We start from the raw sequence: 20,461 nt of genomic DNA on the forward strand, positions 1-20,461 counted from the left end.
CATGATGTATCGAGTTCTAGTCGTACTGGCTGCATTGTTTGCGTTGTCGGCCTGCTCCAGCACCACCGACTACCAGAGCGGCGCCGAAGTGGCATCCACGGCGTCCGGCGAAGACGGTGTGATTTGCGAACGCGTGCCGGTCACCGGTACCCGCAAGATGGAAAAGGTCTGCACCACCGCCGCCCAGCGCGAGGCCCGTGCCCGCAACGCCCAGGGTGCCCACTCCCAGGTGGGCCGTAAAGCCCAGCAGGTAGGCGGCCCCGCCGGCGGCTGATGCGTTGTTCGGGAGCCGCCCGGGGGCGGCTCCCGCTGTTCAACCTGCCGTGTTCCCGTTGTTGATCCCTTTCCAACCCCTTTTTGTAAGCCCGCTCAACCTCTCATATCCCCTTTTAAGCACGACGCTTATGTCGCCGCACCCATCAACCGGCTGCGTTGCAGCGCGGTCAGAACGCCGCCTGCACCGCTGCGCTGTCGCTGCGCACCTGTAGCTCCGCGCGCAGCAGGGCCAGCAGTGCCAGGCCGTCGTCACGATTAAGGAACTCCCCCACGCACACGGCCTCGCCGCGATTTTGCAGGCTGATACCGGGGCTCTCCCAGGGGTGTTGCTGGCGCTGTACCAGCAGGCCGGTGTGCTTGCGGCAAAACTGCCAGCTCTGGCGCGGCAGGTAAAAGCCCTTGTCGATACGCACCTCGTCATCGGTGAGGGTGATAACGTGGCGGTACTGCAGCTTCCAGTTCACGTAATACAGTGCGCTGCCCAGCGCCCCCAACTCCAACCCCGCCAGGGGCAGGATGGGCCAGGCGCCGAGCAGGGCAAAGCCCGTGGCAATGCCCAGGGACGGAATCGACAGCGCCAGCAATACCAGCTTGTTCGCCCGCCAGCTGGCAGAGCGGTTGGGGCGGGCGACAATGGTGAACTGTCGATTGTGGCGGCGGCTGGTGACCACGATAGGCTTCCCGGGGGATTTCCTGTTAAGTTTAGTCCGACACAGGAGAGCTTTCGATGTCTGATGAGCAACGCCCCGTCCAGGCCCGCCTGGTATCCCCCGACAACCGCGAGCGGCTGGCCCGCGCGATCATTGTCGACTGCCGCTTTGCCCTGGGCGACCCCGACGCCGGACGCGCCGCCTACGAGGCCGGCCACCTGCCGGGCGCTTTCTATCTCGATTTGGAGCGAGACCTATCCGCGCCGCAGGGGCGCCACGGTGGCCGCCACCCGCTGCCAGCCCCCGCCGATTTTGCCGCAACCCTGGCGGCCCTGGGCATTCACCGGGGCAGCGAAGTGATCGCCTATGACGACAGCCACCAGGCTTTTGCTGCCCGCCTGTGGTGGATGATGCGCAGCCTGGGCTATCGCCCGCCGCGCCTGCTGGATGGTGGCTACAGCGCCTGGCTGGCCGCCGGCGGTGAGCCGGAGGCGTCGCTACCCGTACCCGACCCCTGCGAGGCGCCGGATGTCGGCCACTGGACGGGGGTCTGTGATATCGAGGCCCTGCGCGAAGCCCAGGCCGCTGGTGCCCTGCTGGTGGATTCCCGGGACGCCGCGCGCTATGAGGGGCGGGAAGAACCCATCGATCCGGTGGCCGGGCACATTCCCGGGGCAATCAATCGCCCTTGGCTGAACACCATGGCTGATGGCGGGCAGAAGGGTGAGGCAGGGCTGCGCGAACACTGGGGCGATGCGTTGGATGCCGAGGACCTGGTGGTCTACTGCGGCTCCGGCGTCACCGCCTGCGTCAACCTGTTCACCCTGTCCCGCCTGGGGCGCAACGACGCCACCCTCTACGCTGGCAGCTGGTCGGACTGGTGCAGTTATCTCTGAACGGCGCCCGCGCTAGAACGGCGACGGCGACTCACCGGCCAGCCACTGGCCGGTAGCCGGGTGCTCGAACGCCAGGGTGGTGGCGTGCAGCAGCAGGCGGTCGGCCATGGCCTCGGCCGCCGGGTGGGCGTACATATCGCAGCCCAGAATGGGATGGCCCAGTTCGCGCAGGTGAATGCGCAACTGGTGGGAGCGGCCGGTCACCGGTGTTAGCTCCAGCCGCGAACGGTCCCCCTGGCGCTGCAGCACCCGGTAGCGGGTGAGGGCCTGCTTGCCCCGCTCAAAACAGATTTTCTGCCGCGGGCGGTTCACCCAGTCACAGACAATGGGCAGCTCGATCTCGCCGCTGTCCTGCTGCGGCTCGCCCCAAACAATGGCGGTGTAGGTTTTTTCCACACGGCGCTGCTGGAACTGGCGGCTGATATGGCTGTGGGCTTCCCGCGTCAGGGGCACCACCATAATGCCCGAGGTGTCCAGGTCCAGCCGGTGCACCACGCTGGCGCCTGGGTAGCGCTGCTGCAGGCGGGTGATCATGCAATCCTTGTTCAGCGGGTGGCGCCCGGGAATGGTCAGCAGGTAGTGGGGCTTACGCACCAGCAGCAAATGCGCATCCTCGTAGAGGATGTCGATGGGCTCCTGGCTGTGGGGAACCAGGTAGGGGGGCAGGTCCTGCGTCATGGCGGCGTATGCTACCGCCGAAGGCCCTTGTTCTCCAAGCCGGTGCCAGGCCGGTATTATGCCAACAGCCAGCGCCATGCCCGCACCGCTGGCCAGGATGCCACGGTCCCACCATAATGGCCGGCGCGCCGCTGTCTCTTGCCAACCACAACCTCCTGTTATGAATGCACCGTCATCACCCGCACTCACTGCCACACTCAGCACCCTGCAGGCACGCCTGCAGCGGGTTGTGCCCGGCGCCACCCTGGAAGCGGTCACCCTGCCGGTGCGTGAGCCACTGCAACTGCATCTGCTGAATGCCGACTACCCGCAGGGCGAGTTGGATGCCGAGGCGGTGCGTTTCATCATGGAGAACCCCCTGTACTGGGTGTTCTGCTGGGCCTCTGGCCTGGTGCTGGCGGACTGGCTGTTTGAGCAGCCGCAATGGGTCTACGGCAAGCGTGTGGTGGACTTTGGCTGCGGCTCCGGCGTTGCCGCCATCGCCGCGGCAATGGCCGGGGCGCGTGAGGTGATTGCCTGCGATATCGACCCCGACGCCCTCAGTGCCACTGCGGCCAATGCCGCATTGAACGGTTTTGAGTTAAGCCTGTCGGCAGATTTCCACCAGATCGACGGCGCCATCGACCTGCTGATCGTCGCTGATGTGCTTTACGATCGCGCCAACTTCCCCTGGCTGCAAACCTTCATCCAGCGCGCCGACCGTGTCCTGCTGGCGGACTCTCGGGTCAAGGACTTTGACTTTCCCGGCTACCGGCAGATTGCCCGGCGCGAAGCCCACACCCTGCCGGACCTGGATGAGTCGAGTGAGTTTCGGGATGTGCGCGTGTATGAGGGGCGCGCTGGTTGATGATCACGGTTCTTCGCTCGCCGTGATGGCGGGGCCTGGTAGTTCTGTCTTTGGCGGCAAGGCCGTCAGTAGTCCTGCGGCCCCTTCCCCCATTGGAAAATCTCAAAGAAGTCGTAGGAAGGGTCTTTCCGCTTCGGCTTGCCGATACGCGAGCCTTCGATCATGGGGTGGGTCAGGTTGACGGTGCTGGGCTCGTCCACTTTTACCCAGTCGGCCACCACGGCCCGGTGGCTGTACTTCCACACGCCGTTGCGTTTTTCGTACTTGTCGAAGTAGCGTCCGCCAATCAGTACGTCCAGCGGGCCGTTTTCGCCCTGCACCTGGTGAAAGGCGAGGATGTACACCTCGCCCTCGGCCCGGTCGCCGTCCAGTACGATGTTCAGGGTGGTGACGTTGTGGTGGAGAATCAGCATGTTCTCCTGGATGGCCGGCAGGGTGTCGATGAAAGCCATGGCGTTGCCTGCAAAGAACTGGCCGTGTTCGTCGATCGCGTCCTCGTGGTAAAGGCTGCGCATTTTTTCGTTGTCGTGACGGTCGGCGGCGTTGCAGTAGGCGTACACCAGTTCGGTGATGGCCTGTTTGTCGAGCAGGGCCTGAAGACGGGGGTCGATGGGGGCGGGTGTATCAGTCATGGGGCTTCCCTTGTTGGGCGGCCCCGTAACGCGGCCGCGTCAGTGTTTTCCCAGTGCGCGCTGGTAGCCGGCGACGGTTTCGGCCAGCCCCATGCGGATGGCATCCACGGTGAGGGCGTGGCCGATGGACACCTCCAGCAGGCCCGGCACGGCGCGGGCAAAGCCTGGCAGGTTGTGCAGGTCCAGGTCGTGCCCGGCGTTCAGGCCCAGGCCTTCCTCGGCCGCTACCTCGGCCGCGCGCACGAAGTGAGCGAGTATGGTATCCACATCGCGGCCACTGGCGAAGGCGCGGGCGTAGGACTCGGTATAGAGTTCTATACGGTCGGCCCCGGTCTGTGCGGCGAGGCGAATCTGCTCTGGCTCCGGGTCCATGAACAGGCTCGTGCGGACGCCCAGCGCCTTCAGCTCTTCAATCAACGGCGCCACGGTGTTGCCGTCGCGCTTGAGGTCAAAGCCGTGGTCGGAGGTGAGCTGGGCGTCGCCGTCGGGCACCAGGGTGCACTGGGCGGGCCGGATCTCGCGCACCAGTTCCATGAAGCCCGGGTAGTCACCCACGCCGGCACGCTCGCTCTTGCGCGGGCCGGCCATGGGGTTGCCCTCGATGTTGAACTCCACCTGCAACATGGCCGCCAGGTCGAAGCAGTCACTGGCGCGAATGTGGCGCTGGTCCGGGCGCGGGTGGACGGTGATGCCATCAGCGCCGGCATCGATGCACATCTGCGCGTGCGCGGGGATGTCGGGGTTGTGCGTGTCGCGCGAGTTGCGGATCAGCGCAATCTTGTTGAGGTTGACCGAGAGGGCGATCACAGCAGGCTCTTGCGCACAATCTCTTTGATGATAACCGGCTCCACCGGCACGTCGGCGTGGGGGCCGACGGTCTGCACCGGCGCGGTGGAGATGTAGTCCACCACATTCATGCCGTCGGTCACCTCGCCAAACACGGTGTAGCCGGGTTGCCCCGGGGCCCAGTCCAGGCGCAGGTTGGTGCGCTGATTGATGAAGAACTGGGCGGTGGCGGAATCCGGGTCGGCGGTGCGGGCCATAGCCAGGGTGCCGCGCATGTTGTGCAGCTTGTTCTTGGACTCATTGACGATGGGGTCGCGGGTTTCCTTTTCGCTCATGTCAGGCAGCATGCCGCCGCCCTGGATCATGAAGTTGGGAATAACCCGGTGAAAAATGGTGCCGCTGTAAAACCCCTCGTCCACATACTGCAGGAAGTTCTCCACCGTAACCGGTGCCTTGTCGCGGAACAGGCGCACGGTGATGTCGCCCTGGCTGGTCTTGATAACCACCTGGGGGTTGGGCAGGCCGCTGTCGGCCGCAAAGGCCAGCGGCGCCAGCAGCAGGGGCAGGGCGAGGAAAAGGCGTCTGAGCATGAAGGGTCTCCGTGAGGGTTGGGTTGCCGGGCTCAGGCCCAGCTGGAACTGCGCCGGCGCTTGGGCCACAGGCGCGGCACGACCAGGGTGATAATCACGCCCAGCAGCACGGCCAGGGCACCATCGATAAACTGGCCGCTTTGCAGCTTGTCCTGCAGACGCTGGTTTTCGGCTTCCAGGGTGCCGACCTCGGCGCGCAGGGATTCCGCCTCTTCGGTGAGGCGGCGGTTATCGGTATCCAGTTGCACGGCCTTGCCGGAAATCTGCTTGAGCTGGGCCAGCTCCTCGGTGACCTGGGCCAGTTCGGCGCCGGTGTCGCTCATCTCGGTGGACAGCTCGCTGCGCTCGGTCTGCACATTGGCAAGTTCGGCTTCCAGTTCGCTGTTGCGCTGGCGCAGCTGTTCGCCACTGGCGCGCACCTGCTCCAGTTGGGTGGCGGCGGGCGCTTCGGCCATCAGGTACTGGGCGCGCAGCCAGCCTTCGGTGCCATTACCGGTGGAGATGCGGGCCCAGTCGCCATCGGCGCTGGTTTCCAGCACCGTCAGGCGGGTGCCCGAGGGCAGGCCCCGGTGCACGATGCGGTAGTCGTTGCCGGCGCCGCTGCGCACGGGAATGTACTGGGTGTCGCTGATGTAGCGGGTGTCCTGGGCCAGGGCGCTGGCACTGCCCAGGGCAAGCAGGGCAATAAGGGAAATCAGGCGGAACAATGGGGCTTCCTTTACGTTTGGTGGTTGGGTTTGGGGTGCGAAGGGGGGCAAGAATACCACGCCCGGGCGCGGCTCAGGGCAACACCTTCTTGTAGGGCTTGACCACAACCCGGCGATACACGCCGGCATCCACGTAGGGGTCGGCGTCGGCCCAGGCGGTGGCGTCTTCCAGGCTGTCGAACTCGGCGATCACCAGGCTGCCGGTAAAGCCGGCTTCGCCGGGCTCTTCGGTATCCAGCGCCGGGTGCGGACCGGCCACCAGCAGGCGGCCGGCATCGGCCAGGGTCTGCAGGCGCGCGAGGTGGGCCGGGCGCGCCCGCTGGCGCAGGGCCAGGCTGTTTTCCACGTCCTCGGTCAGAATGGCGTAGTACATCGGTGTCGTCCTATGGGTTGTCTGGGGCTTGTTGGTCTTTCAGGTGGGGGCTCACGATCAGCGCGGTAAGCACCGTCAAAACCAGGGTAAAGCCAATGGCGGAATAGAGTTTGTAGCTGACCCAGGTCTGCTCGCTGAAGCCGTAGGCCACCACCAGGTTGAGGGCGCCCACAATCGCGAAATTGGCCACCCACAGCAGGTTGAGCCGCGTCCAGATACGGCGCGGCAGCACCAGCTGGCTGCCCAGCGTGCGCTCCATCAGGTTTTTGTCGCCCACAAACTGAGAGGCGCCAAACACCACCGCCAGCACCCAGTTGAAAATGGTGGGCTTCCACTGGATAAAGGCCTCGTTGCGAAACACCAGGGTGGCCCCGCCAAACACGCACACCGCCAGCAGCAGCCACAGTGCGCGGCGCTCCAGTTGGCGGGTCAGCACCCAGGTCAGCACAACCTGCAGGGCAGTCGCAATCATCAGCACCGCGGTGGCGCTGAAAATACCGTCAACGGTATGGCTCCAGTTGCCGAGGGCGAGGGTGTCGCCGTCCATCTGGTAGACGATGAAAAACAGGGCAATAGGAACAAATTCGAGGAGTTGTCTCATAAGGGAATACTGGCTGGCGGGCGTGCTACCATGCGCGGTAACCGGGAGTGCGGCGCCCCCGGTGGCCCATGGCTTGTGCCCGGGTTGATTGAGCGCCCGGATTGATGAAGCGAGAGTTTAAGGTTTGTGCTGATCGACTTCCACACCCATTCCACGGCCTCTGACGGCGAATTGCCGCCAGCGGCACTGCTGGAGCGTGCCCGCGAGCGCGGCATCCGCTGTTTTGCCATTACCGACCACGATACGGTGGGCGGCTACCTGGCTGTGCGCGACAGCGCCGCAGCCCAGGCTATGACACTGGTATCGGGGGTGGAGTTCTCCTGCCGCTGGTCGGGCGTCACCGTGCACATTGTGGGCCTTGGCATGGATGTGGATCATACCGCCATGCGCGCGGGGCTCAGCCGGCTCGCCCAGGCGCGCCAGGAGCGGGCCGCCAAAATTGCCCAGCGCCTGGAAAAACTCGGCTTTGCCGGCGCCTTGGCCGGGGCCGAGGCCGAGGCCGGCGACAGCCAGCTGGGGCGCCCGCACTTTGCCGCCTGGATGGTTGCCGAAGGCCATGCAGAGGGCTTTAACGATGCCTTCGACCGCTACCTGGGCCAGGGCAAAACCGGCGATGTCAAAGCCTTCTGGCCGGAGCTGGCCGAGGTCGTGCAGTGGATTGTTGCCGCTGGCGGCACGGCGGTGATTGCCCACCCCCTCAAATACAAACTGACCCGCACCAAGCTGCAGCGCCTGGTGCTGGACTTCAAACGCGCCGGGGGCACTGCGCTGGAACTGGTCAACGGCCGCCAGAACCCGGATCAGACCGCCACCCTGCGGCGCCTGGCCCTGGAGTGCGACCTGGCCGTGTCGGCGGGCTCGGATTTTCACCGCGACAGCGCCTTCGGCCCGGACCTCGGGGTGGAGTTTCGCGCCCCGGAAGGGCTCGACTGCCTGGGGCAGCACTTCCTGGCGGAGGCCAACACGTGAGCCAGTTTTTCCAGATTCATCCCGAATCCCCCCAGGCGCGGCTGGTGCGCCAGGCGGTGGACATTATTCGCGGCGGCGGCGTGGTGGTGTACCCCACCGACTCGGCCTACGCCCTGGGCTGCCACATCGGCGACAAGCAGGCGCTGGATCGCATCCGCCGCATCCGCAAGCTGGACGACGGCCACAACTTCACCCTGGTGTGCCGGGACCTGTCGGAAATTGCCACCTACGCCCGGGTCGACAACACCGTCTACCGCCTGCTCAAGCACGCCACCCCGGGACCGTATACCTTTATTCTGCGGGCGACCTCGGAAGTGCCCCGGCGCCTGATGCACGCCAAGCGCAAGACGGTGGGGCTGCGTGTGCCCGACAACGCCATTGCCCAGGCCATTCTTGCCGACCTTGACCAGCCGCTGATGAGCGTGACCCTGATCATGCCCGGTGACGATTACCCGCTGATCGACCCCTACGACATCCGCGAAACCCTCGAGCACCATGTGGACCTGGTGATCGACGGCGGTTACTGCGGCATGGAGCCCACCACGGTGGTGGATCTGGCCGACGAGACCCCCCGGGTGCTGCGCAGCGGCAAGGGCGATCCGGCGCCGTTTGAAATCTGAGCGTGAGCCGCCGCCAATGGGGGCCAAGCCGCGCCGCCTCAGGTATACTCGCAGCGAATGATGGCAGGTGATGACGTGAACGAGATTGAGCCCCAGCCGGCCCCCGGCGATGCCCCGGACGCGGCGCCTGGCAGCGGCCCGCTGCGCCCGCAGCAGGGGGAAATGCCCTTTGCCGTGGTGATGGGCAAGGCCGTCACCGAACTGCCCAAGGACCTGTACATTCCGCCCCAGGCGCTGGAGGTCTTCCTGGAGGCCTTCGAGGGGCCGCTGGACTTGCTGCTGTACCTGATCCGGCGCCAGAATCTCGACATCCTTGAGATCGACGTCTCAGAAATTACCGCCCAGTACATGCAGTACGTGGAGCTGATGGACGCCATGAAGTTCGAACTGGCGGCGGAGTACCTGCTGATGGCGGCCATGCTGGCGGAGATCAAGTCGCGCATGCTGCTGCCGCGCTCCACCGACATCGACGAGGACGAGGAAGACCCGCGCGCCCAGCTGATCCGCCGCCTGCAGGAGTACGAGCGCTTCAAGAAGGCCGCCGAGGACATCGAGGAAATGCCCCGGCTGGAGCGCGACACCTGGGTGGGCAGCGCCAACCCGCCGGACCTCAACCGCAGCCGGCCCGACCCGGAGGTCGACATGCGCGAGTTGCTGCTGGCCCTGGGCGAGGTGCTGCGGCGTGCAGATATGTTCGAGAGCCACCACATCCAGCGCGAGGCCCTGTCCACCCGCGAGCGCATGTCGGAAGTACTGGAGCGCCTGGCCGGAGCCCAGTTTGTGCCCTTTGTCGCGCTGTTTTCCCACCGCGAAGGGCGACTGGGGGTGGTGGTGACCTTTCTCGCGGTGATGGAACTGATCAAGGAGTCCCTGGTGGAGATCGTGCAGAGCGAACCCTTCGGGCCCATTCATGTGAAAGCGCGGTCCGAGTAGGGCCCAAACAGGATATGTCGGAAATCAACCTGGTACAGATTATCGAGGGTGCCCTGCTGGCGGCGGGCCGCGCCCTGTCGGTGGCCCAGATCGGCGAGCTGTTCGAAGAGCACGAGCGGCCCGACAACGCCGCCATCCGCGAGGCCCTGGCGAGTGTTGCCGAGCGCTGCGAAGAGCGCGGTTTTGAATTGCAGGAAGTGGCCAGCGGCTTCCGCTTCCAGGTGCGCCAGGAACTCAGCCCCTGGGTGGCCCGGCTGTGGCAGGAGCGGCCCCAGAAGTATTCCCGGGCCCTGCTGGAGACCCTGGCCCTGATCGCCTATCGCCAGCCCATCACCCGTGGCGAAATCGAGGAGATTCGCGGTGTGGCGGTCAGCTCCAACATCATCAAGACCCTTCACGAGCGCGAGTGGATTCGCGTGGTGGGCCACAGAGACGTGCCCGGTCGCCCGGCCATGTACGCCACCACTCGCCAGTTCCTGGACTACTTCAACCTGAAGAACCTGGACCAGCTGCCGGCGCTGGCGGAAATACGCGACCTGGAAACCCTGAATGCCGAGCTCGGTTTTGCCGAGCCGGTGGCGGCCGATGCCGCCAACGAAGGGGGCGCCGATGCCGCAGCGGTTCACGATGAAGGTGCGCCTGTGCAGCCTGGCCTGGCGATTGTCGGCGGCACCGCCTTTGAGGGTGCGCAAGAGCCAGAGTCAGAGTCAGCGCCCGCCTCAGCCGAGGTAGACGGCGAGACGGTCAGCGAGGCAGACGAAGAGACAAACGCTGAGACAAGCGCGTCGCCAGGCGCCGACGCCAGCGCCGACCCGGCACCGGACGAGCCCTTGCATCGCCCAACCACCCCGGCCACCGATGCCGGTTCTGAATTGCCCTCGGAGACTGATGGGGACATACGTGACTGAGAATTCCCCACCCACAGACGCCGGGCAGGATCCTGCCCGCGCCGGTGAAAAACTGCAAAAAGTGCTGGCCCGCACCGGCCTCGGGTCGCGGCGCGAAATGGAGCGCTGGATCGAGGAAGGGCGCATCACCGTCAACGGCAAACCGGCGCAACTGGGCGACCGGGTGGACGACAGCGCGCGCCTGGCCATCGACGGCCGCCCGCTGGATCGCACCCCCGCCGAGGAAACCCGCTGCATCCTCTATCACAAGCCCACCGGCGAGGTGTGTTCCCGGCGCGACCCCCAGCGCCGGCGCACGGTGTTCGATCGCCTGCCCAAGCTCAAGGCGGGGCGCTGGATTTCCATCGGTCGGCTGGACTACAACACCTCTGGCCTGCTGCTGTTCACCACCGACGGCGAACTGGCCAATGCCCTGATGCACCCCTCGTCCAACATCGAGCGCGAATACATGGTGCGGGTGATGGGCGATGTGCGCGAAGAGCACCTGGAGGCCCTGCTCAAGGGCGTTATGCTGGAAGACGGCCTGGCCCGTTTCACCGACATCCAGGACGGCGGCGGCGATGGCATCAACCACTGGTACTACGTGGTGATCATGGAAGGACGCAACCGCGAGGTGCGGCGTTTGTGGGAGTCCCAGGGGCTCACCGTGTCCCGCCTGAAGCGCGTGCGCTACGGTGAGGTCTTCATTCCGTCGCGGGTCAAGCAGGGCCAGTGGACGGAGCTGGAAACCAAAGAAGTGAAAAGCCTGTACCGGATGGCCAGCCTGCCGCTGAAAAAAGTGCGCAAAGGCAGCGTCCGTGAGCGGGAAAAAATGGAACGCCAGTTCGGCAAGCGCGACGGCCGGGGCAGCGCCCGCAAGGGGAGCCGTCCCGCCGCCGGTAGCGGGGCGCCGCGCAAGCGACAATAGCGGCGCCACCTCCCGCGCAGCCGGCCGGCACGCAGTACGGGGTGGTCATGAAAGTTGCAGTTGCACTGCGCGGGACGTGGGCAGCGCTGCGCCGGGGCCTGGCCCCGGTGCTGGCACTGGCGTTGTGGGCGCCCGCTGCGCCGGGCGCTGGCACTGCCTCCCCGGCGCCAGAGGATCTCGCCTCGCCCTATCCGGCCTGGATAGCGGCCATGAAAAACGCCCCCCGGGGGCCCTTCACCCGTATTCGCTGGTTCTGCCGCGACGGCGAAGTCCTGCCGCCCGGCCCCTTCGCCTGTCGCGAGCATGGCGGCGGCTACCAGCACGGCGAGTGGACCGGGCAGGTCCGGCAGCTGCGCGAGCGCGGCTACTACATTGCCAATATCCTGGCCGGGACGGACCCGGCCGCCTTCCTTGACGCCGAACCGGTGGTGGATGCCTACGCCCAGCTGCTGATCGAGAAATACCTGATTAACGTTGATGACGGCTGGATTCTCCGGCGTGCCCGCAACTATCGCGGCGCCATACAGGCCGAGGATGAAAATGCCGCCGGCCGGGCCCTGCTGACCGAGATGGTGCAGCGCAGCGAATGGATCGGGCCGCGTTTTGCCGCCCTGCGCGCCGGAGTGCGCCTGCTGCCCCATGGCACCCCCACCTCCGCCGTGCAGCGCATGCGCGAGCAGGCCGTGGTGCTGGCCGATCGCGACCCGGGCTTTGCCGAGCTGCGCGCGAAAATTCACGGCGCCCCCGACGGCGCCGATGCCGGGCGGGTGAGGGACTACGCCAGCCGGCTGCCCCAAGCCCAGCGCGCGCCCTACCTGGCGTTGGCGACGCTGATCGACGAGGTTTACCGCGCCGAGCCCATGGCCGGGGAACTGCAGCGCCTGGCTGACAATTACACCGCGGCGCCCTGGCTGCAGGCGCTGCTGCGCGATGCCGCCGACGCCCTGGGGCCGGATAGCGACGCCCCTTCGCGGTTGGCGGCCAGTGCCACTTTGCTGGCCCAACTGCGCACCCACCTCCTGCGCGTGCGCTCGAGCGCCGTGCGGGTGGAGTTGCTGGACCTCGGCGTGGCGCTGGAGCGTGAGTTTTTCCGCGCCGCCGGCGACATCGGGCCTCAGCTGGCAATTGCCACCCGCCGCCAGCGCCTTGACTGGCTGGCACTGGCGGGCGATGCCGCCTACGGCACCGGCTTGCTCAATACCCGCCTGCACCAGGCCCTGCACCAAACAGTGCACCAGACCCTGCACCAAACCGTGCACCAGACCGTCGACGGTCAAGAGGGCGACACCCTGTCGCTCACAGCGTACCGCGATCTGCTGCGCTACTTAGGGCGCGTGCCGGGCTGGGGCAACCAGGCGCTTCGCATGCAGTTCCAGTCGTCAGTGGCGACCCTGGCGGACATCGAACCGCGCGCAGTGCACTTCATCCCCGACCAGCTGCGCGGCAGCCCGCTGCTGTTTTTCTCCCGGGTGCTGGACGGCTTGTCCCGCGATGCCAATCGCCTCGCGGGCGTGCACCACCGCCTGTTTGGCCGCGATATCGGCGTGGGTTTCAATGCTCTCAATCCCGGCCTGGCCCAGGGCATTTTGCACACCAGCGTGAACCTGGACGACCTCACCAGCCTGCGGGCCGATGGCATCTACCTGCTCCCGGAAACCGTGTCAGACCTGCCGCCGGTGGCGGGCATACTCACCGGGGGCGAGGGCAACCCCCTGTCCCACGTGCAGCTGCTGGCGCGCAATCTCGGCATACCCAACGTGACCGTGGACGAGGCCCTGCACAGCGAACTCGCCCGCTTTGATGGCCAGCGCGTGGTGCTGGCGGTGAGCGATTCCGGGCTGGTGGAGCTGTCACTGTGGGATGCCAGCTGGGCGGCCATATTTGCCGACAGCCGCAGTACCGGGGAGGTGCTGATCGAACCGGACCTGAACAAGCTGGATTTGAGCGAGCGCCGCTTTCTACCCCTGGCACAACTGCGCGCGACGGATTCCGGGCGGGTAGTGGGCCCCAAGGCAGCCAAGCTGGGCGAGCTGCGTGCCCTGTTCCCGAAGCAGGTATCCCGGGGCCTGGCGATTCCCTTCGGGCTGTTCTTCCAGGAGGTGCTGGCGCGGCCCCACCCGGGCGGTGGCGGCTCGCTGTTTGACTGGATGCAGGCGAGCTACGCGCGGCTGGGGCAGCTGCCGGCGGGCAGCGCGGCCCGCAACGAGGCCACCGAGCGCTTTCGCGCCGAACTGTACGACCTGGTGGTTGCCACCGAGCCGAGCGCGGCCTTTCGCGAGGCCCTGCGCCAGGCCTGCCGGGACACCTTTGGCGAGAACGGCCCGGGCGTTTTTGTGCGCTCCGACACCAACGTGGAAGACCTGCCCGGCTTTACCGGAGCCGGCCTCAACCTCACCCTGCCCAACGTAGTGGGCTTTGATAACTTGCTGCGCAGCATCGCGCGGGTCTGGGCGTCGCCCTTTACCGCCCGCGCCTTCGCCTGGCGCCAGGCGCACATGAGCCAGCCGGAGCACGTTTATACCTCCATTTTGCTGCTGGAGTCGGTGGCATCCGACAAATCCGGCGTGATGGTGACCCAGGACATCGACAGCGGCCGGCGGGATGTGCTCTCGGTGGCCGTCAACGAAGGCCTGGGCGGTGCGGTGGACGGGCAGGCGGCGGAATCCCTGCGGGTGCCGCTGGATGGCGGGGATGTGCGCGTGCTGGCCACGGCAACGGCGCCCTGGCGCCGGGTGCCGGACCCGGCCGGCGGCATCCGGCAACTGCCTGCCAGTGGTGCCGACCGGGTGCTGCAGCCCGCGGAAATCGCCGCCCTGGTGGACTTTGCCCGGGTGTTGCCAGCGCGTTTTCCGGCGATTACCGACGAGCGCGGAGCGCCGGCGCCGGCGGATGTGGAATTCGGCTTTGTGGAAGGAGAGCTGCGGCTGTTCCAGTTGCGCCCCTTCCTGGAAAGCCGTCGCGCCCAGGGGGTGGCCTATTTGCAGGGCATGGAGTCCCGTCTTGCGGATGCCGGCGCCATCCAGGTGGATTTGAACCAGGTGCCCAGGGGGGCTGAACCGTGACGTTGCGATGGCTTGGTGTGGTGTTGCTGGGGCTTGCCGCACAGGGGGCATCGGGCTATCCGCTGGATGGCTACGCCGACACCGGCATCCGCCGGGTAGAGGGTTCGCGCCTGGCCAACGAGGGGCTGGTGCAGGATGTCAAACAACCCCCCGGCGCCCTGCTGACAACCGCTGAAGTGGACCTGCGCCTGCGCGATTATCCGTCTATGGGGCTGCCGGCACCGGATGCGGAACTGGCCGGCCAGTTGTTGCAGCTACTGGAGGCGGAGCCTGTCGACAGTTACGCCATCGCCCTGCTGGACATCAGTGACCCGGCGCACCCGGTGTACGCCGAGCACCGGGGCGAGCACCGCCAGAATGTGGGCAGTGTCGGCAAACTGCTTGCGGCCCTGGGGCTGTTCCAGGCGCTGGCCGAGGCCTGGCCAGACCCGGCCGAGCGCACCTGCGTGCTGCGCAGCGCCCAGCTGGTGGCGGATGACTTCGCCCACAGTGATCACCACACCATTCGTATTTTCGACGTGCCCACCCGGACCCTGGTGCGCCGGCCCATGCAGGATGGCGACCGAGGCTCACTGTGGGAATACCTGGATTGGACCCTGTCGGTCAGTTCCAACAGCGCAGCGGCCATGGTGATGCGCGACGCCATGATGCTGAAGGCCCTGGGGCAGGACTATCCCCCGCCGCTGGATCAGGTGCCGGCCTTTTTCAGCAGCCGTAGCGGCGCCGAACTTACCGACCTGTTCCAGCAGACTTTCTGGGTGCCGGTGACCGACAACGGGCTGTCGCTGGACGAATTTCGCCAGGGCAGCTTTTTTACCGCCGGGGGCAAACGCCGGGTGGATGGCGGCGGCAACAGCTATGCCAGCCCCCGGGGCCTGATGAACTTTGCGCTGAAGATGGAGCAGGGCGCGCTGGTGGATGACTGGAGCAGCCTGCAGATCAAACGCCTGCTGTACATGACCGAGCGCCGCATTCGCTATGCATCGGCGCCCCCCTTGCGGGAGGCGGCGGTCTACTTCAAGTCGGGCTCCCTGTACCGCTGCCAGCCGGAAGCGGGTTTTACCTGTCACCCCTACCACGGCAACGTGTACAACTACATGAACTCACTGGCCATTGTGGAGGACACCGTCGACGGCCGGCCCCTGCGTTACATCGCGGTGGTGCTGTCCAACGTGCTCAAGCGCAACGGCGCAGAGGATCACCAGGCCCTGGGCGGCGCCATTCACCGCCTGATGCGCCAGCGCCATACCCAAGCCCATAGCCAGGCGCCGGCAGAAGTGGAAGTGAAAGTGGAAGCGGATGCAGCTACGGCCCCTTCAGGGCCAGGGCATTGATCGGCCCCGCCAGTTGTTCCAGCCAGTCGGAGCCGTCCCGGTCACGGCTCAGGGCCACCAGCACATAGGCCTCGTTGCCGCGCCGCACCAGGGCACTGTCAGCGTGGAAGGCCTGCCAGGTGCCGGATTTGCGGAACAGCTCCAGCCCCTGCTGCTTGGCCAGCCCTTTCACAAACTTGTGGTTGATGCCCGGGTGGCCGAGGGCCTTGAGCATCATCTTGTCCTGCCGCGGGCTGACCAGGTCGCCCTGGTGCAGACGGCAGTAGAAGCGCGCCACCTGATACGTGGTGGCGCCGTGGGAGAGCCCCTTGAGCGGGTCCCGGTGATAGGCCGGTGCCTTGCTGTAGGGTTTGCCCATCCACAGGCCGCCGCCCTCGGTGGGGTCGTAAAACGCGTACTTGGGCGATTGCAGTACCTGCAGCAGGCGCTCGCCGCCCACCGCGTCCAGCACCCGGTTGGCGCAGTCGTTGCAGGAGTAGCGAATCATGTCCTGGATGTCCTGGCGCAGGTGCCGGTCCGGCTTCAGCCAGCCTTCGTCCATGCCCACCGCGGCCCCCAGCAAAATGGCAATCTTGGGCAGGCTGGCGGCGTAGAGCATCTCGTCGCCGTTGATCTGGGCCAGGCGCGGGTGCTCGGGGTCGGACAACACCAGCAGGGACAGGGCCAAATCGCCGCGCTCGGTGGCCTCGCGCAGGCCCATGTCGGTGACCAGCCCTTCCAGCGCCTGCTGCAGCTGCGGGTCTTCCGCCGTATTCAGGGCGCAGCTGTGCTCGTCATCCAGTGCCAGCAGGGGGGGCGACAGTAGCAGCAGGGCCAGCAACAGCCAGCGGCGAAAGGCGTCAGTGTTGCGCATCGAAGGCCTGCCCGTGCACTGCGGCACTGTGATCGCTCATGAGGTAGAGGTAGGCAGGCATGATGTCCGCCGGGTCCGGGTTGGTGGTGGGCGCCTCGGCCGGGTAGGCGGCCCGTCGCATGCCAGTGTTGGTGGCACCGGGGTTGAGGCTGTTGACCCGCACCTGGCTGGTGTTCTCCAGTTCCGCCGCCAGCACCTGCATCATGCCTTCGGTGGCGAACTTTGACACCGCGTAGGCGCCCCAGTAGGCCTTGCCACGGCGACCCACACCGGATGATGTAAATACCACCGAGGCGCTGGGCGCCTGCTGCAACAGGGGCAGCAAATGGCGGGTGAGCAGGAAGGTGGCGTTGACATTCACCTGCATGACGTTCTGCCAGGCCTGCCAGGTGGCGCTTTCCAGCGGGCGGCGCTCGCCCAGCACACTGGCGTTGTGCAGCAGGCCGTCCAGATGATCAAAATGCTCGGCAACCGCCAAGGCCAGCTCGCGGTAGGCGTTTTCGTCGGTGCCGGACAAGTCCAGCGGAAAGATGGCCGGTTGGGGGTGGCCGGCGGCCTCGATGGCATCGTAGACCGCTTCCAGCTTGGCCACCGTGCGGCCCACCAGAATCACGGTGGCGCCGTGGGCGGCGTAGGCCTGTGCCGCCGCGCGGCCGATGCCATCGCCGGCGCCGGTGACCAGAATCGTCTTGCCCGAGAGCACCCCAGGTGCGGGCTGGAAGTTGGCAGGGACAGTGGAACTTGCAATCAAAACAAACCTCGCTGGCCGGCGTCTGGCTGGCCATTCATGCAAACAGCGTAAGTGCCTGCCCCAGGCAGGCGGGGTTCGGGGCATTGGCACCCCGGGGCGGCGGAATCTTCCGCCTGGAGAGACCATCAACGGGGCAGCGGGTTCCCGTGACAGCCCTCGGATTGGTCACATTTTAAGCTGCGGCGCGTGGCGGAGGAAATACCCCCGTTGCCGCAAAGCCTAAGAGGGCCATCATAAGGGGCGCCGCGCTAGGGTTGAAACAGCAGCCCCTGCAACTCGGTGCTGCACTGGACGGCAATGTCCGCCCCCCACCCGGCCGGGTCGTCTTCGGCCTCGATATAGCCGTACAGGGCGGCAACGGTGCGCATGCCGGCGCGGCGGCCGGCTTCGATGTCGCGGCGGTGATCGCCGATGTAAATGGTGCCCGCCGGGCTGCAGCTCAACTGGCGGCAGGCCAGGTAGAGGGATTCCGGATGCGGCTTGCGCTCCTTGACATCGTCCGGGCACACCACGCTGCCGGCGGCGGGCTCAAGCGCCAGGGCGGCCAGCAGGGGCTCGGTATAGGCCCGCGGCTTGTTGGTGGAGATGCCCCAGCCGATGCCGCGCTCACCCAGTTCCGCCAGTAACTCGGCGATGCCGGGGTAGGGGGTGGCGGTGGTGCCCAGCACCTCGCTGTACAAAGCCAGCAGGCGCTGGCGCTTGCTCTCAAAGACCGGCGCCGCCTCGTCAATATCCAGGGCCAGCTGCACCAGGGCGCGGGCGCCGTTGGACACCGAGGCGCGAATGCGCAGCTCGTCCATGGGCGGCAGGTCGTGCTCGGCGCGCAGGGCCTGCACCACCACCACAAATTCGCTGGCGGTGTCGATCAGGGTGCCGTCCAGGTCGAACAGCACCGCTTCCAGCGGCTGCTTGCCCGCGCTTAGGCCGGGTTTTGTGACGGGTTGCATGCTGGGGTCACTCCGGTTTCTGGGCCCGCAGCATGTAGTTCACCGACACGTCGGTGGGATGCAGGCGGTAGTGTTTGGTCAGCGGGTTATAGGTGAGGCCGGTGCTCTCCCGCAGTAGCAGTCCGGCGTCACGAATCCAGCCCGCCAGTTCCGAGGGTTTAATGAATTTGCTGTACTCGTGGGTGCCCGCCGGCAGCAGCTTGAGCAGGTATTCGGCGCCTACAATGGCAAAGGCGAAGGCCTTGGGGTTGCGATTGATGGTCGAAAAATACAGGTTGCCCCCGGGGCGAGCCAACTCGGCGCAGGCCGCCACCACTGAGGCGGGGTCGGGCACGTGCTCCAGCATTTCCAGGCAGCACACCACGTCGAAAGCCCCCGGCTCCTCGGCCGCCAGTGATTCCGCCGTGCTCTGGCGGTAATCCACCTCAACGCCGGATTCCAGCTGGTGGATGCGCGCCACCGCCAGTGGGGCCTCGCCCATGTCGATGCCGGTAACGGTGGCGCCGCGCTGGGCCATGGCCTCGGCCAGGATACCGCCACCGCAGCCCACGTCCACCAGCCGTTGGCCGGCCACCGGCGAGTGCTCGTCGATGAAGTTGGCGCGCAGGGGGTTGATGTCGTGCAGGGGGCGAAACTCGCTGTCCCTGTCCCACCAGCGCGAGGCCAGGGCCTCGAACTTGGCGATCTCCTCCGGGTCGACATTGGGGGAGTGGGCTTGGGAGCGAGTGCCGGCGCTGCTGCCGGCCCCGTTGTCCTTGGTGGCGTGCTGTTGGCTCATGCCGCGCTGTTCCTGTGGTTGGCAATGCGCCCCTGCCAGTTGTGAACCCGGCTGGCGAGGGCATCGAGGTTGAGGGTGGTGAGCTGGCCGTTGCGCAACAGGCGGCGCCCGGCCACCCAGTTGTGGCTGACTTCGCTGCCGTTGCAGGCGTACACTACCTGCGACAGCGGGTTGTGCACCGGTTGCGTGGCGGGGCCGGACAGGTCGACGGCGATGATGTCCGCCAGCTTGCCGGCTTCCAGGCTGCCTACCTGCTCGTCGATGCCCAGCGCCCGGGCGCCGCCCAGGGTGGCCATCTCCAGCGCCGCGGCGGCGGGCACGGCGCTGGCGTTGCGCCCGGCCACCTTGGCCAGCAGGGCGGCCGCCTGCATTTCGGCAAACAGGTTCAGGCTGTTATTGCTGGCGGCACCGTCAGAGCCCAGGGCCAGATTGACGCCCGCCTGGTGCAGCGCCTGTGTGGGGCAGATGCCGGAGCCCAGCTTCATGTTGGAGCGCGGGCAGTGCACCACGTGGGCGCCGGTGGCGGCCAGCAGCGCGATGTCCTGCGGCTGGAGTTCCGTCATGTGCACGCACTGGGTTCGCGGGCCCAGCAGGCCGAGGCGGTTGAGGGCCTCGATGGGGCGCTCGCCGCTGGCCACCAGGGCCTGTTGCACCTCATTGGCTGTTTCGTGCAGGTGGATCTGGATGGGCAGGTCCAACTCCGCGCTGTAGGTGGCCACCTGCGCCAGGTCGTCCTCTGGCACGGTGTAGGTGGCGTGGGGGCCAAACACCACGGTGATGCGATCATCGTGTTTCAGGCTGTCGCGCAGGCTGAGCCCCTTGGTGATGCAGTCGTGGGCATTGCGTGCCCAGGCGGTCTGAAAGCCAATAATGGGGATGGACAGCTGGCAGCGCATGCCCGCCGCCTGCACCGCAGCGGCGGTGGCTTCCGGAAAGAAGTACATATCGCTGAAGGTGGTGGTGCCGCTGCGGATCATCTCGGCCATGGCCAACTCGGTGCCGTCGGTGACGAACTCGGCGCTGACGTGGGCGGCCTCGGCGGGCCAGATGTGCTCCTCCAGCCAGGGCATCAGGGCCTTGTCGTCGGCGTAGCCGCGCAGCAGGCTCATGGCGGCGTGGCCGTGGGCATTGATCAGGCCGGGCAGCAGGACCTGCCCGGGCAGCTCCACTACCTCTTGCGCCTGCCAGCCGGCAAAGGTGGCCCGGGGCCCCAGGGCGGCAATACGGCCGTCGCGAATGGCCAGGCTGTAGCCGCCAAACACCGCTCCCGCCGGGCGCACGGGAATGATCCACTCGGGGTGGATGAGGGTGTCCGCAATGGGCTCGTCAGGGCGGTTCTGGGGCTTTGGGGGGCTGCTCATGT

At 66.6% G+C, this 20,461-nt stretch carries 23 protein-coding genes; 10 read left to right on the forward strand and 13 right to left on the reverse strand.

Annotated elements, in window-relative coordinates; translation table 11 throughout:
• The first annotated feature begins 4 nt into the window (after positions 1-4).
• A complete protein-coding gene (locus DDZ17_RS19620) occupies positions 5-274 on the forward strand; it encodes a hypothetical protein (protein ID WP_157976745.1) in 270 nt (89 codons plus the stop codon).
• A 169-nt stretch (positions 275-443) separates the two neighbouring features.
• On the opposite strand, the gene DDZ17_RS19625 is transcribed toward DDZ17_RS19620, so the two are convergent.
• Positions 444-947 carry a DUF2244 domain-containing protein gene (locus DDZ17_RS19625; protein WP_116368684.1) on the reverse strand — a complete coding sequence of 168 codons (504 nt, stop codon included), beginning with the start codon at positions 945-947 and terminating at the stop codon, positions 444-446.
• A 56-nt stretch (positions 948-1,003) separates the two neighbouring features.
• Between DDZ17_RS19625 and DDZ17_RS19630 the strand changes: the two genes are divergently transcribed.
• The gene (locus DDZ17_RS19630; RefSeq protein ID WP_116368685.1) at positions 1,004-1,822 is read left to right on the forward strand and encodes a sulfurtransferase; all 819 of its coding nucleotides are present in this window, start codon (positions 1,004-1,006) and stop codon (positions 1,820-1,822) included.
• A 12-nt stretch (positions 1,823-1,834) separates the two neighbouring features.
• Here the strand turns inward: DDZ17_RS19630 and DDZ17_RS19635 are convergent, their stop codons facing one another.
• Positions 1,835-2,500 (reverse strand): pseudouridine synthase, encoded by a 666-nt coding sequence (locus DDZ17_RS19635; RefSeq protein ID WP_116368686.1) that lies wholly within the window; start codon positions 2,498-2,500, stop codon positions 1,835-1,837.
• 160 nt (positions 2,501-2,660) lie between these two features.
• On the opposite strand from DDZ17_RS19635, the gene DDZ17_RS19640 reads away from it, so the two are divergent.
• The gene (locus DDZ17_RS19640) at positions 2,661-3,347 is read left to right on the forward strand and encodes a class I SAM-dependent methyltransferase (protein WP_116368687.1); all 687 of its coding nucleotides are present in this window, start codon (positions 2,661-2,663) and stop codon (positions 3,345-3,347) included.
• Between the two features lie 65 nt (positions 3,348-3,412).
• On the opposite strand, the gene DDZ17_RS19645 is transcribed toward DDZ17_RS19640, so the two are convergent.
• From DDZ17_RS19645 to DDZ17_RS19670, 6 genes are all read right to left on the reverse strand, one after another.
• A complete protein-coding gene (locus DDZ17_RS19645) occupies positions 3,413-3,979 on the reverse strand; it encodes a nuclear transport factor 2 family protein (RefSeq protein ID WP_116368688.1) in 567 nt (188 codons plus the stop codon).
• 39 nt (positions 3,980-4,018) lie between these two features.
• Entirely contained in the window at positions 4,019-4,786 is a 768-nt protein-coding gene (locus DDZ17_RS19650; protein ID WP_116368689.1) for a pyridoxine 5'-phosphate synthase, read from the reverse strand.
• Positions 4,783-5,355, reverse strand: a complete 573-nt coding sequence (locus tag DDZ17_RS19655) for a peptidylprolyl isomerase (protein WP_116368690.1) — start codon at positions 5,353-5,355, stop codon at positions 4,783-4,785. The genes DDZ17_RS19650 and DDZ17_RS19655 overlap by 4 nt, the downstream gene beginning before the upstream one ends.
• 32 nt (positions 5,356-5,387) lie before the next feature.
• A complete protein-coding gene (locus DDZ17_RS19660; protein WP_241505969.1) occupies positions 5,388-6,062 on the reverse strand; it encodes a TIGR04211 family SH3 domain-containing protein in 675 nt (224 codons plus the stop codon).
• Positions 6,063-6,135: 73 nt separating this feature from the next.
• Positions 6,136-6,435, reverse strand: coding sequence for a YciI family protein (locus DDZ17_RS19665; RefSeq protein WP_116368691.1), 300 nt, complete (start codon positions 6,433-6,435; stop codon positions 6,136-6,138).
• A gap of 10 nt (positions 6,436-6,445) precedes the next feature.
• Positions 6,446-7,036, reverse strand: a complete 591-nt coding sequence (locus tag DDZ17_RS19670) for an inner membrane-spanning protein YciB (RefSeq protein WP_116368692.1) — start codon at positions 7,034-7,036, stop codon at positions 6,446-6,448.
• A gap of 126 nt (positions 7,037-7,162) precedes the next feature.
• Between DDZ17_RS19670 and DDZ17_RS19675 the strand changes: the two genes are divergently transcribed.
• The 7 genes from DDZ17_RS19675 to DDZ17_RS19705 are packed head-to-tail and all read left to right on the forward strand — an operon-like array spanning position 7,163 to position 15,769.
• Complete coding sequence (locus DDZ17_RS19675) at positions 7,163-8,005, forward strand: PHP domain-containing protein (RefSeq protein WP_116368693.1); 843 nt, start codon at positions 7,163-7,165, stop codon at positions 8,003-8,005.
• Positions 8,002-8,625, forward strand: coding sequence for an L-threonylcarbamoyladenylate synthase (locus tag DDZ17_RS19680; protein WP_116368694.1), 624 nt, complete (start codon positions 8,002-8,004; stop codon positions 8,623-8,625). The genes DDZ17_RS19675 and DDZ17_RS19680 overlap by 4 nt, the downstream gene beginning before the upstream one ends.
• Positions 8,626-8,682: 57 nt before the next feature.
• Positions 8,683-9,558, forward strand: coding sequence for a segregation and condensation protein A (locus DDZ17_RS19685; RefSeq protein ID WP_116368695.1), 876 nt, complete (start codon positions 8,683-8,685; stop codon positions 9,556-9,558).
• 14 nt (positions 9,559-9,572) lie between these two features.
• Positions 9,573-10,466 carry an SMC-Scp complex subunit ScpB gene (scpB, locus tag DDZ17_RS19690; protein ID WP_116368696.1) on the forward strand — a complete coding sequence of 298 codons (894 nt, stop codon included), beginning with the start codon at positions 9,573-9,575 and terminating at the stop codon, positions 10,464-10,466.
• Complete coding sequence (rluB, locus tag DDZ17_RS19695) at positions 10,459-11,373, forward strand: 23S rRNA pseudouridine(2605) synthase RluB (protein WP_241505970.1); 915 nt, start codon at positions 10,459-10,461, stop codon at positions 11,371-11,373. The genes scpB and rluB overlap by 8 nt, the downstream gene beginning before the upstream one ends.
• 47 nt (positions 11,374-11,420) lie before the next feature.
• Complete coding sequence (locus DDZ17_RS19700; RefSeq protein ID WP_116368698.1) at positions 11,421-14,435, forward strand: PEP/pyruvate-binding domain-containing protein; 3,015 nt, start codon at positions 11,421-11,423, stop codon at positions 14,433-14,435.
• Positions 14,432-15,769, forward strand: a complete 1,338-nt coding sequence (locus DDZ17_RS19705) for a serine hydrolase (protein WP_157976746.1) — start codon at positions 14,432-14,434, stop codon at positions 15,767-15,769. The genes DDZ17_RS19700 and DDZ17_RS19705 overlap by 4 nt, the downstream gene beginning before the upstream one ends.
• On the opposite strand, the gene DDZ17_RS19710 is transcribed toward DDZ17_RS19705, so the two are convergent.
• The 5 genes from DDZ17_RS19710 to DDZ17_RS19730 form a co-directional block, all read right to left on the reverse strand.
• Positions 15,741-16,622: a serine hydrolase gene (locus DDZ17_RS19710; RefSeq protein WP_116368700.1), complete on the reverse strand. Its 882-nt coding sequence runs from the start codon at positions 16,620-16,622 to the stop codon at positions 15,741-15,743. The genes DDZ17_RS19705 and DDZ17_RS19710 overlap by 29 nt on opposite strands.
• On the reverse strand, positions 16,609-17,373 hold the full coding sequence (locus DDZ17_RS19715) for a YciK family oxidoreductase (RefSeq protein ID WP_241505971.1): 765 nt from the start codon (positions 17,371-17,373) through the stop codon (positions 16,609-16,611). The genes DDZ17_RS19710 and DDZ17_RS19715 overlap by 14 nt, the downstream gene beginning before the upstream one ends.
• Positions 17,374-17,621: 248 nt before the next feature.
• Positions 17,622-18,320 (reverse strand): HAD family hydrolase, encoded by a 699-nt coding sequence (locus DDZ17_RS19720; RefSeq protein WP_116368702.1) that lies wholly within the window; start codon positions 18,318-18,320, stop codon positions 17,622-17,624.
• A gap of 7 nt (positions 18,321-18,327) precedes the next feature.
• On the reverse strand, positions 18,328-19,098 hold the full coding sequence (ubiG, locus tag DDZ17_RS19725; protein ID WP_116368703.1) for a bifunctional 2-polyprenyl-6-hydroxyphenol methylase/3-demethylubiquinol 3-O-methyltransferase UbiG: 771 nt from the start codon (positions 19,096-19,098) through the stop codon (positions 18,328-18,330).
• Complete coding sequence (locus DDZ17_RS19730) at positions 19,095-20,459, reverse strand: TRZ/ATZ family hydrolase (RefSeq protein ID WP_116368704.1); 1,365 nt, start codon at positions 20,457-20,459, stop codon at positions 19,095-19,097. Before DDZ17_RS19730 ends, ubiG begins: the two co-directional genes overlap by 4 nt.
• Between the last annotated feature and the right edge of the window lie 2 nt (positions 20,460-20,461).

Source organism: Parahaliea mediterranea, assembly GCF_003402235.1.
GTDB lineage: Bacteria > Pseudomonadota > Gammaproteobacteria > Pseudomonadales > Halieaceae > Parahaliea > Parahaliea mediterranea.

Coding starts and splice junctions, on each gene's coding strand:
- DDZ17_RS19620 (WP_157976745.1), top strand. CDS start 5: ATGTATCGAGTTCTAGTCGTACTGGCTGCATTGTTTGCGTTGTCGGCC.
- DDZ17_RS19665 (WP_116368691.1), bottom strand. CDS start 6,435: ATGTACTACGCCATTCTGACCGAGGACGTGGAAAACAGCCTGGCCCTG.
- DDZ17_RS19640 (WP_116368687.1), top strand. CDS start 2,661: ATGAATGCACCGTCATCACCCGCACTCACTGCCACACTCAGCACCCTG.
- DDZ17_RS19720 (WP_116368702.1), bottom strand. CDS start 18,320: ATGCAACCCGTCACAAAACCCGGCCTAAGCGCGGGCAAGCAGCCGCTG.
- DDZ17_RS19670 (WP_116368692.1), bottom strand. CDS start 7,036: ATGAGACAACTCCTCGAATTTGTTCCTATTGCCCTGTTTTTCATCGTC.
- DDZ17_RS19645 (WP_116368688.1), bottom strand. CDS start 3,979: ATGACTGATACACCCGCCCCCATCGACCCCCGTCTTCAGGCCCTGCTC.
- DDZ17_RS19655 (WP_116368690.1), bottom strand. CDS start 5,355: ATGCTCAGACGCCTTTTCCTCGCCCTGCCCCTGCTGCTGGCGCCGCTG.
- scpB (WP_116368696.1), top strand. CDS start 9,573: ATGTCGGAAATCAACCTGGTACAGATTATCGAGGGTGCCCTGCTGGCG.
- DDZ17_RS19635 (WP_116368686.1), bottom strand. CDS start 2,500: ATGACGCAGGACCTGCCCCCCTACCTGGTTCCCCACAGCCAGGAGCCC.
- DDZ17_RS19630 (WP_116368685.1), top strand. CDS start 1,004: ATGTCTGATGAGCAACGCCCCGTCCAGGCCCGCCTGGTATCCCCCGAC.
- DDZ17_RS19710 (WP_116368700.1), bottom strand. CDS start 16,622: ATGCGCAACACTGACGCCTTTCGCCGCTGGCTGTTGCTGGCCCTGCTG.
- DDZ17_RS19700 (WP_116368698.1), top strand. CDS start 11,421: ATGAAAGTTGCAGTTGCACTGCGCGGGACGTGGGCAGCGCTGCGCCGG.
- DDZ17_RS19730 (WP_116368704.1), bottom strand. CDS start 20,459: ATGAGCAGCCCCCCAAAGCCCCAGAACCGCCCTGACGAGCCCATTGCG.
- ubiG (WP_116368703.1), bottom strand. CDS start 19,098: ATGAGCCAACAGCACGCCACCAAGGACAACGGGGCCGGCAGCAGCGCC.
- DDZ17_RS19685 (WP_116368695.1), top strand. CDS start 8,683: ATGATGGCAGGTGATGACGTGAACGAGATTGAGCCCCAGCCGGCCCCC.